The sequence below is a fragment of the Methylobacterium endophyticum genome, assembly GCF_050591105.1.
Taxonomy (GTDB): Bacteria; Pseudomonadota; Alphaproteobacteria; order Rhizobiales; family Beijerinckiaceae; genus Methylobacterium.
In genome coordinates this window covers 152,693-162,146 of record NZ_JBNHES010000011.1, presented here as the reverse complement: position 1 = coordinate 162,146, position 9,454 = coordinate 152,693, and the positions used below count along the sequence as shown (strand labels likewise).

Annotated in this window: 7 protein-coding genes, 1 tRNA gene and 1 rRNA gene; 6 read left to right on the top strand and 3 right to left on the bottom strand. The window is 70.5% G+C overall.

Annotated features, from left to right (window positions below; all coding sequences use genetic code 11):
• The 3 genes from rrf to cobF form a co-directional block, all read left to right on the top strand.
• Window positions 1–92: ribosomal RNA gene (rrf, locus tag ACP56T_RS13955) — 5S ribosomal RNA — on the top strand; the annotation flags it as partial.
• Between the two features lie 145 nt (window positions 93–237).
• Window positions 238–314, top strand: a tRNA-Met gene (locus ACP56T_RS13950).
• Window positions 315–411: 97 nt separating this feature from the next.
• On the top strand, window positions 412–1,179 hold the full coding sequence (gene cobF / locus ACP56T_RS13945; protein WP_430912728.1) for a precorrin-6A synthase (deacetylating): 768 nt from the start codon (window positions 412–414) through the stop codon (window positions 1,177–1,179).
• A gap of 118 nt (window positions 1,180–1,297) precedes the next feature.
• On the opposite strand, the gene ACP56T_RS13940 is transcribed toward cobF, so the two are convergent.
• Window positions 1,298–3,388: an autotransporter domain-containing protein gene (locus ACP56T_RS13940; protein WP_430912727.1), complete on the bottom strand. Its 2,091-nt coding sequence runs from the start codon at window positions 3,386–3,388 to the stop codon at window positions 1,298–1,300.
• 717 nt (window positions 3,389–4,105) lie between these two features.
• On the opposite strand from ACP56T_RS13940, the gene ACP56T_RS13935 reads away from it, so the two are divergent.
• From ACP56T_RS13935 to ACP56T_RS13925, 3 genes are read left to right on the top strand one after another with little or no spacing between them, the layout of a single operon-like run.
• Window positions 4,106–4,615: a (2Fe-2S)-binding protein gene (locus ACP56T_RS13935; RefSeq protein ID WP_430912726.1), complete on the top strand. Its 510-nt coding sequence runs from the start codon at window positions 4,106–4,108 to the stop codon at window positions 4,613–4,615.
• Window positions 4,612–5,673, top strand: a complete 1,062-nt coding sequence (locus tag ACP56T_RS13930; protein ID WP_430912725.1) for an FAD binding domain-containing protein — start codon at window positions 4,612–4,614, stop codon at window positions 5,671–5,673. The genes ACP56T_RS13935 and ACP56T_RS13930 overlap by 4 nt, the downstream gene beginning before the upstream one ends.
• The gene (locus ACP56T_RS13925) at window positions 5,666–7,933 is read left to right on the top strand and encodes a xanthine dehydrogenase family protein molybdopterin-binding subunit (protein ID WP_430912724.1); all 2,268 of its coding nucleotides are present in this window, start codon (window positions 5,666–5,668) and stop codon (window positions 7,931–7,933) included. Before ACP56T_RS13930 ends, ACP56T_RS13925 begins: the two co-directional genes overlap by 8 nt.
• 93 nt (window positions 7,934–8,026) lie before the next feature.
• On the opposite strand, the gene otnI is transcribed toward ACP56T_RS13925, so the two are convergent.
• Window positions 8,027–8,806: a 2-oxo-tetronate isomerase gene (gene otnI / locus ACP56T_RS13920; RefSeq protein ID WP_430912723.1), complete on the bottom strand. Its 780-nt coding sequence runs from the start codon at window positions 8,804–8,806 to the stop codon at window positions 8,027–8,029.
• A 185-nt stretch (window positions 8,807–8,991) separates the two neighbouring features.
• Window positions 8,992–9,366 (bottom strand): DUF6481 family protein, encoded by a 375-nt coding sequence (locus ACP56T_RS13915; protein WP_430912722.1) that lies wholly within the window; start codon window positions 9,364–9,366, stop codon window positions 8,992–8,994.
• Window positions 9,367–9,454 lie beyond the last annotated feature (88 nt).

Below are 9,454 nucleotides of genomic sequence, written 5' to 3'. Positions count from 1 at the left end.
AGAACCCGATCCCATCTCGAACTCGGCCGTTAAACACACCAGCGCCCATGGTACTGTGTCTCAAGACACGGGAGAGTCGGTCGCCGCCAGACCCGCACAACGCAAATCCAAAAACACACTCCCTCGCACACGACACCGATCGGACCGGATGCCAAAGCCGGACGCCCGCACTGGACAAGACACCGTCCAAGCGCAGCATGTCCCACAAAGGCAACAAAACCCGGACCAAACCCTTGCCGCGGGGTGGAGCAGCCCGGTAGCTCGTCAGGCTCATAACCTGAAGGTCACAGGTTCAAATCCTGTCCCCGCAACCAAAATCAAGCCCGCGAAACAAAGGATAACTCCCGCGTTCCGCGGGCTTCGTCATGTCCGGGCCAGATCTTACTCTCCCAGCTTTGTGAGAGCAGTCTCATGCGACATGTCTCCGTCATCGGGATCGGTACGGGGAACCCGGACCACCTTACCCTCGAAGCGATCAAGGCGCTCCAGACGGTGGAGGTCGTGTTCGTGGCCGACAAGGGCGCGGAGAAGGGCGGCTTGGTCCGGGCACGGCGCGAGGTTTGCGAACGGGCCTTCGGAGAGCGGCCTTATCGGTTCGTCGAACTTCCCGATCCGCCCCGAGAGCGCAACCCCGCCGATTATGCCGCGACGGTCGATGCCTGGCATGCGGCGCGGGCCGAACTCTACGAATCCGCGATCGCGCGCGAGATCGGGGAGGGGGGGCGAGGCGCCTTCCTGGCCTGGGGCGATCCCTCCCTCTACGACAGCACCCTGCGCATCCTCGACCGGATCGTCGCCCGCGGCCGCGTCGCGTTCCGGTACGAGGTGATACCCGGCATCAGCAGCGTGCAGGTGCTCGCCGCCCGTCACCGGACGGCGTTGAACCGGATCGGCGGCCCCGTCCTTCTGACCACCGGGCGGGCGCTCGCGGACGGCCTGCCCCCGGATGCCGACAGCACGGTGGTGATGCTCGACGGCGCGCCGCGCTTCGATCATCTCGACCCCGAGCTGACGATCTTCTGGGGGGCGTATCTCGGAAGCCAGGACGAGATCACACTGTCGGGACGCCTCGGGAGCGTCGGCCCGGAGATCCTGCGGGTGAGGGCGGAAGCCCGTGCCCGCCATGGCTGGATCATGGACGTCTACCTGCTGCGCCGGCCGGACGGCACGCCAGACTAAATCCGGAGCAGATATTCGCCGCATACGTGCCCCTCATAGAGAAGGGCGCCCAACGAAAAACCGCGCCGCAGGCTTGGCCTGGGCGCGGTTTCTTCGTTCCGACTGACTGGTGTCGGGATCAGTACTTGGCGATGACGGGCGCGACGGGCGCCGGAGCGTCGATATTGAAGCGGTAATTGACCCCGACGCGCACGATGTCGCCGCTGTGCCTCGACGCCTGAGCCACGGTGGTGCTCGGGGCGTTGAAAGCGAGCGTCAGCGGATAGTTCAGGCGCTTGTTCTCGAGTTCGTAGTGCATGTACTCGGCCTTGGCCGACCAGTTCCGGGTGATCTGGTACTCGAAGCCGCCGCCGATGGTCCAGCCGAAGGCATCGGTGCTGACGGCGGCCGAGTTGAAGTTGTTGGCGAACACCGCGAACAGGGGCTGGCCGCCGGTGTTGTCCTTCAGGCGCTCCGTCACGTCGGCGAAGGCCGCGCCGCCCTTCACGTAGAACAGGCTGCGCTCGTAGGCGTAACCGGCGCGCGCAGTCGCCATGCTGAGCATGTCGACCTGGGTCTCGCAGTTGTAGAAGTAGAGATCGCCGAGACGCGGATTGCAGCCGCGGGCACCCTTGGCGTTCACGAAGCCGATGTCGCCGGCGACGCCCACGACATAGTTGCCGAACTGGTAGTCGGCGCCGAGCTGGCCGCCGGCATAGATGCCGGCCGAATGCGGGTCGGTCCGGCCCACGGTGGGCGCCAGGAGCTGGAGGCCGCCGAAATTGCCGCTGAGAGCCGTCAGCTGGCGCGTATGGCCCCAGGTCGCGCCGACCGAGCCGCCGATGCTGAAGCCGGACCAGGTCACGGGGCCTTCGATGGCGGGCACCAGGGAGGAGGGGGCCGCGCCCTTGCTGATGAGCGGCGTGGCGGCCGCGACGGTCTCGGGGTTGAACTGGTAGCGCAGGCCGCCGCTGATGCCGTAGCCCTCGACATGGTCGCCGACGCGGTAGTCGCCGCGCACGTAGCCGAGCCAGCCGGTGTTCAGGATCTGGCCGGCGACGCCGACCGCGAACTGGCCGTAGGTGCCGATGCGGTTGCCGCGCAGGGCGGTCTTGGTGTCGAAGTTCTGGCTGAGGAAGTTGCCCGTCACGGGGTCGCCGCTCGCGGTGAAGAACCCGCCGAGATCGGACGAGACCAGCGAGCGCACCTTGCCGCCGAACTCGTGGAAGACGTTCGCCGTCACGAAGGGCTGGAGGACGTAGTCGCCCACGGCGATGTTCTTGCCGGCGCGGACGCCGATGCGGCCGAGAATGCTCTCGAAATTGCTGATCTTCACGGTGCTCGGCACGCCGAACAGCGGGTTGTTCAACTGGAAGACCGTACCCGACAGACGGAGCGGATCGACCTTGGCGGACGAGTAGACGCCGCCCACGGAGGGCTCGATGAAGTAGTTGTCGGCGAGCGGGAACTGGTTGCCGATGTTGCCGGTGAAGCTCAGGCTCTGCGCGTCGAGGCGCTGCCGGAAGATGGCGTTGGTCGGGTCGTTGATCTGGCCCTCGATGAAGTCCCAGCGGACCTGACCGTCGGCATAGGCGCCGCCCTTGGTAACGGCCGCGTAGACGCCCACGAAGGGGATCTGGAACTCGCCGCCGAAGGTGCCGCCGCCGCGCGAGCGCAGGGTGCTCTCGGTGTAGCCGGCGGTGATGCCCATGTGGACATTGGCGCCGTTGACGTTCAGGCGCGAGATGTCCGCGCCGATCTGCATGCCGCCGTAATCCTGCGTCGTCTGCGTGCGGCAGGTGCCGTTGCCGGGCAGGATGACGCCGTTCGGATTACCGAAGGCGTAGCCGCCGGTCGTGTTGGTGTCCACGGTGCCGCCGATGCCGCGCACCCAGACGCCGCCGCCCTGCTGGCCGGGGAAGGGGTTCGACGGCGCGCCGATGAAGCCGCTCGTCTGGGTCAGGAAGGCGGTGTTCGTGGTGTTCAGCACCGAGGTCAGCGCCTGCACCGCCGCGACCGATCCGGAGGCGGCGGCGCTGAAGTCGCCGATGATGCCGCCGCCATTGGCCTGGTTCGCCTGAGTGGGCGTGCACTGCGCCTGCGCGGCGGACGCCATCAGCGGAAGGGCGACGGCGGTGCCGGCCAGCAGGAACGCCTTGCGGGCCGAGCCGCGCAGGGTCCCGCGAGAGCCTGCCCCGTCCCGGCGTGCAGCGTGTTTCAGTGCCGTCATCGGTCTTGCCCGTCGCTGTGGTCGGCGTATCCCGGCAAAGGCTGCGGGTAACGCGGCAGAATCAATCTGCCCCAATTCTGGCCCGTTTCCGGCAGACTCGATAGCGCGCGAATGCTGCACTTCGCCGATCACGGGAGCGTGTGGCCGCCCGGCCACAACCGGATGGGCAGTAACGTTTGATTAACGTGGGTATTCCTGCACTGCGTCTTGGTCGACGAAAACACTACAGAATGTGGCCGCCGGAAGGCTGCCGGCGCGGCTGGAACCGAGGCTGCCGGATCGGGGTGGAAAGCCCCCTCCTCCAGGGTGAAAGGCCAGATAGGTTCCATAATATATCTTATGCGAATGATGTCTCGGGGCTTGTGAGGGGGGCTCGCGCGAGGTGTGCGCGGGCTGAGGTCTGCGCGGGCTTCGGCCCGGCTCTCGTGTCTCGATCCGCCGTGAGACGGATTGGCCGTGTTTTCGGCCGGGAAGCCCGCTCGGAACCGGGATGCCGTTCGCGTTGGCCCGTACCGTCCGGCGCGCCTGCATGGCGGACGCTCGTGCCGGCGCGGCGAACGGGCAGGGTCCTTCGGACGCCCCTGCCCCGGCCCGTCCGCTGGTCGATGGGGGACCGGATCGCGCACGCGGCGACGTCGCGCACCCGCCGCAGGTCTGGTCGCGCGGGAGCAGCGGTCTATCTGGAACGGCTCCAGATACGCCATTCCCGGAGCCGGCATGACCTTTCCCGTCACGCTCACCGTCAACGGCGAGCCTCGTCGCCTCGATCTCGAGGACGCCCGCGTCACCCTCCTCGACGCCCTGCGCGAACGCATGGGGCTCACCGGCACGAAGAAGGGCTGTGACCGGGGCCAGTGCGGCGCCTGCACGGTGCTGGTCGACGGGCGGCGGATCAATTCCTGCCTCACGCTCGCCGTCAGCCTCGACGGGGCCAGCGTCACCACCATCGAGGGGCTGGCGAAGGGGGACGCCCTGCACCCGGTCCAGGCCGCCTTCATCGCCCATGACGGCTTCCAGTGCGGGTTCTGCACCCCCGGCCAGATCATGAGCGCCGTGGCCTTCCTCGACGAGGTGAAGGGCTGCGGCACCCTCGATCCCGACCGGGTGCGGGAGGGCATGAGCGGTAATCTCTGCCGCTGCGGCGCCTATCAGGGCATTCTCGACGCGGTGATCGCGGCGCATGAAGCGGCCCATGAAGGCGTTCTCCAGAGGGAGGACGCCGCGTGAACCGCTTCGCCTATACCCGCCCCGCGACGCTCGCCGAGGCGCTGGCGGCCGGCGCCGAGCCCGGCGCCGCCTATCTCGCCGCCGGCACCAACCTGCTCGACCTGATGAAGGGCGGCCTCGCCACCCCCGAGCGCGTGATCGACATCACCCGCCTGCCGGGCCTCGACCGGATCGAGCATCTGCCCGATGGTTCGACCCGCATCGGCGCGCTGGTGCGCAACGCCGACCTCGCCCGCGACGCCCGGTTCGCGAAAACCTATCCGGCGGTTGCCGAGGCGCTGCTCTCGGGGGCCTCGGCGCAGCTGCGCAACGCGGCGACCACGGGTGGCAACGTCCTCCAGCGGACCCGCTGCCCGTATTTCTACGACGCGGCCGCCGCCTGCAACCGGCGCGATCCCGGTGCCGGTTGCGACGCCGTCGGCGGGGCGACGCGGCTGCACGCCGTGCTCGGCTGGAGCGAGGGCTGCATCGCCACCCACCCCTCCGATTTCTGCGTGCCGCTGGCCGCCCTCGACGCGATGGTCGAGATCGAGGGGGCGGCCGGGCGCCGCGAGGTGGCGCTGGCTGCCTTCCACCGCCTGCCGGGCGAGACCCCCGAGCACGAGAGCGAGCTCGCTCCGGGCGAGCTGATCGCGGCCGTCCGCCTGCCCCCGGAGGCCGCCGGGTTCGCCGCGCATGCGCGCTACCTGAAGGTGCGCGACCGCACCTCCTACGCCTTCGCCACCGTCTCGGCGGCCGTGGGGCTCAGCCTCGACGGCGGCTTGATCGGGCAGGGGCGCATCGCGCTCGGCGGCGTCGCGGCGAAACCCTGGCGGGCGTCGGAGGCCGAGGCGCTGCTCGCCGGGCAGGCGCCGGACCCGGAGCTGTTCCGCCGCGCGGCAGAGGCCGCGCTCGCGGGGGCCGAGCCCTCGGGGGAGGCGAACGCCTTCAAGATCGATCTGGCGCGGCGGGTCGTCGGGCGCGCCCTGGCGCTGGCGCTCGCCGGCACCCCGGAGCGTCCGACCGCCCTCCCCGCCTCTGTCTTCTCACTCTCTCACGGAGCCGCAGCCCATGTCTGAGCCCGCGCGCAGCCGCCAAGGATCGAGCCGCCACGGATCGAGCCACGAAGGAGCGAGCATCGGCCGCCCCCTCACCCGCCGGGAGGGCCTCCTGAAGGTCACGGGCGGCGCCCGTTACGCCGCCGACAACCGCCCCGAGGGCCTGCTCCACGCGGTGCTCGCCGTCAGCACGATCGCGCGCGGGCGGGTGACGCATCTCGACGTCGCCGCCGCCAAGGCCCATCCGGGCGTGGTCGAGGTGATGACGCCGGACAACGCCCCGAAGCTCGCCCAGGACCCCGACAAGAAGGACAACCCCTTCGCCTTCAGGATGGAGCTGCTCCAGGACGACCGCGTCCGCTACGCCAATCAGGCGGTGGCCGTGGTGATCGCGCAGACCCTGGAGGCCGCGACAGAGGGCGCCCGCCTGCTGGCGCCGCGCTACGAGGCGGAGGCCGCGCAGGTCGATCTCGGCGGCCAGGAGCCCTTCGTGCCCAAGTCGATCGGGATCGGCGAGCCGCCGGATGCCGGGCGCGGGGACGTGGAGGCGGGGCTCGCCTCGGCGGCGAAGCGGATCGAGGCGACCTACGCCACGCCGGCGCAGTACCACAACGCCATGGAGCCCCACGCCATCGTCGCCCGCTGGGACGGCGAGCGCCTGATCCTCGACATGCCGAGCCAGGGCATGGCCGCCGCGCAGGGGCGCCTCGCCGGTCTGTTCGGGATCAAGCCCGCCGACATCCTCATCCGCACGCCCTTCCTCGGGGGCGGCTTCGGCTCGAAGGGTGTGGTCTCCGGGCCGCAGGTGCTCGGCATCATGGCCGCGCGGCTCGTCGGGCGGCCGGTGAAGCTGGTGCTGCGCCGCGAGCAGATGTTCGGCCCGGTGGGCCATCGCGGCCCCACCCGCCAGACGCTCCGCCTCGGCACCGGCGAGGACAGCCGGCTGACCGCCATCGATCACCGCACGGTGACGGCGTCGAGCCGCTTCGACGATTTCTTCGAGCCGGCCAGCGGCGTCTCGCACACCCTCTATGCCAGTCCCGCCATCGCGACGAGCCATCGGGGCGAGCGCCTCGACACCGGCACGCCGCTGTTCATGCGCGCGCCCGGCGAGGCATCGGGCAGTCTCGCCATCGAGAGCGCCATGGACGAGATGGCGCTGGCCTGCGGGGTCGATCCCCTCGCCTTCCGCCTCGCCAACTACGCCGCCGCCGAGCCGATCTCGGACAAGCCCTTCTCCTCGAAGGCCCTGCGCGAATGCTACGCGAAGGGGGCCGAGCGTTTCGGCTGGGAGAAGCGTCCCCAGGAGCCCCGGCGGATGCGCGACGAGGACGGGCTGCTCGTCGGCTGGGGCCTCGGCACCGCGACCTTCCCGGCCCTGATGTTCCAGGGCGAGGCGCGCGCCGAGATCCGGGCCGATGGCGGCGCGAGCATGGAGATCGGGGCGCAGGACATGGGCCAGGGCGCCTGGACGGCCCTGGCGCAGATCGCCGCCGACGGGCTCGGGGTCGATGTCGAGGCGCTCGATTTCCGCATGGGTGAGTCGACCTTGCCCAATGCCGGCATCGCCGGGGGCTCCGCCCATACGGCCACCGCCGGCAGCGCCGTCCACAAGGCCGCGGAGGCGGTCATCAGGGAGTTGGCGGCCCTGGCGCTCTCCGACGAGCGCTCGCCGCTCTTCGGGGCCGGCAATGCCGGCGTCGTCGCCCGTGGCGGCCGCCTGCTGCGCCGCGACGACGAGAGCCGGGGCGAATCCTTCGCCGACATCCTCGCCCGCGCCGGGCGCGCCTCCGTCGAGGGACGCGGCAAGGCCGGCCCGGACCCGGCCGCGCAGAAGGCCTATGCCATGCACGCCCACGGCGCCGTCTTCGCCGAGGTGAAGGTCGATCCCGATCTCGGCCAGATCCGGGTGACGCGGCTCGTCGGCGCCTTCGCCGCCGGCCGGGTCATCAACCCGCGCCTCGTCGAGAGCCAGTATTACGGCGGCATGGTCTGGGGCGTGTCCTTCGCGCTCCACGAGCACGCCCTCATGGACCCGCGCTCCGGCCGCTTCCTCAACAACAGCCTCGCCGAGTACCATGTGCCCGTGAACGCCGACATTCCGCGCATGGAGGCGATCCTCGTCGAGGAGCACGATCCGCATGTGAACGCGCTCGGGGTGAAGGGCGTCGGCGAGATCGGCATCACCGGGACCGCCGCGGCTGTCGCCAACGCGGTCTGGCACGCCACCGGCGTGCGCGTGCGGGAGATGCCGATCACCCTCGACCGTCTCCTGGCCTGAGGCCCCCCCGGCGGCCGGGTCCCTCTTCGGGCGGCGCAGGGTCGGGCCGCCGGTCGTCCTTTGCCGTGTCGGCCGATCGCGGGCCGCCCGTCCTCAGGCGGCCCGGTAGGGCGCGAACCAGCCGAGACCCTCGCGGGTCCCGGCTTTCGGGATGTACTCGCACCCGACGAATCCGCCGTAGCCGAGGGCGTCGAGGGTCCGGAAGAGATGGGCCTCGTCGAGCTCGCCGCTGCCGGGCTCTCCCCGGTCCGGCACCGCCGCGACCTGGACATGCCCGACGAGCGGCAGCATCCGGCGCAAGCGGACGGTGACGTCCCCGTGCAGGATCTGCATGTGGAAGATGTCGAACTGGAGCGCGAGGTTGGAAAAGCCCTCCCCGCGCAGCTCCGCCACCAGATCCGCGGCGGCGTCGCCGTCGTTCAGGACATAGCCCGGCATGCTGCGCCGGTTGATCGGCTCGATCATGAGGGCAATGCCGTGCTCGGCGAGGCGCGGGCAGGCATGGCGCAGGAACGCGCGATAGGCGGCCTTCGCATCAGCGCCGTCGGCGATGCCGGCCATGACGTGGATGCGGCGCGCGCCGGTGGCGAGCGCGTAGGCGAGGGCCGTCTCGATGCTCCGCTCGGCCTCCTCGCGCCGGCCCGGCAGGGCGGCGAGCCCCCTGTCCCCGGCGGCGAAGTCGCCCGGCGGCGCGTTGAACAGGGCGAGGTCGAGCCCTGCCCGCTCCAGCGCCCGCGCGACGGCCTCCGGCGGGTGATCGTAGGGAAACAGCATCTCGACGGCGCGGAAGCCCGCCTCCGCCGCCGCCGCGAAACGGTCGAGGAAAGGCAGCTCGGTGAAGAGCAGCGTCAGGTTCGCGGCGAAGCGCGGCATGCGGTCGGTCCTCGGTCGCTCGTCTGGTGGACGCTCGGTCTTGTTTCATCGGATGTCCGGGCGGAGGGCCGGAGTCAGCGTCTCCTGAACATGCTCTGGAAACGCGAAAGGCCGCCCGGCAAGCGGACGGCCCTTCGTATCGTCTTTTGAGAGGAAAGCCGCTCTCAGGAGCGGCGTCCGAAAATCTAGCGCTTGGCCTTGGCCTTGCGGGCGGCGTAGCGGGCGTCGCGGGCCGCCTTCTTGGCGACCAGCTCGGCGTTCTTCCGCTCGAGGGCGGCGGCGGCCTCCGCTTCCTCGCGGGCGATCTGCGCGGCGAGCTCGGCCTCCTCGCGGGCGCGCTTCTCCTCCGCCGCGGCCTTCTCGGCGGCGATGCGGGCGGCCTCACGCTCGCGGATGCGCTCCTCGCGGGCGCGGGAGACCTCCAGGCGAGCCTTCGCCTTGGCGATCATCTCCGGGTCGTCGGCCGGCGGGCGAGCCTTGAACTTGGCCAGCAGGGCCGCCTTGGCGTTGGCGGAGTTCTGGCGGCGGTCGTCGAAATTCCTGTAGTCGAATGCGCTCATCTGGCCTTTCTCATGCCGTAGCTGTCGTTCGCTGTGGGGTCGGGCCGCGTCGTCGCCGATGCGGTCGCGGGGCTGATCGTCCGGCCGC

Bases quoted from the DNA above. Each gene is read 5' to 3' on its own strand.
- cobF (WP_430912728.1), top strand. From the start codon at position 412: ATGCGACATGTCTCCGTCATCGGGATCGGTACGGGGAACCCGGACCAC.
- ACP56T_RS13940 (WP_430912727.1), bottom strand. From the start codon at position 3,388: ATGACGGCACTGAAACACGCTGCACGCCGGGACGGGGCAGGCTCTCGC.
- ACP56T_RS13935 (WP_430912726.1), top strand. From the start codon at position 4,106: ATGACCTTTCCCGTCACGCTCACCGTCAACGGCGAGCCTCGTCGCCTC.
- ACP56T_RS13925 (WP_430912724.1), top strand. From the start codon at position 5,666: ATGTCTGAGCCCGCGCGCAGCCGCCAAGGATCGAGCCGCCACGGATCG.
- otnI (WP_430912723.1), bottom strand. From the start codon at position 8,806: ATGCCGCGCTTCGCCGCGAACCTGACGCTGCTCTTCACCGAGCTGCCT.
- ACP56T_RS13915 (WP_430912722.1), bottom strand. From the start codon at position 9,366: ATGAGCGCATTCGACTACAGGAATTTCGACGACCGCCGCCAGAACTCC.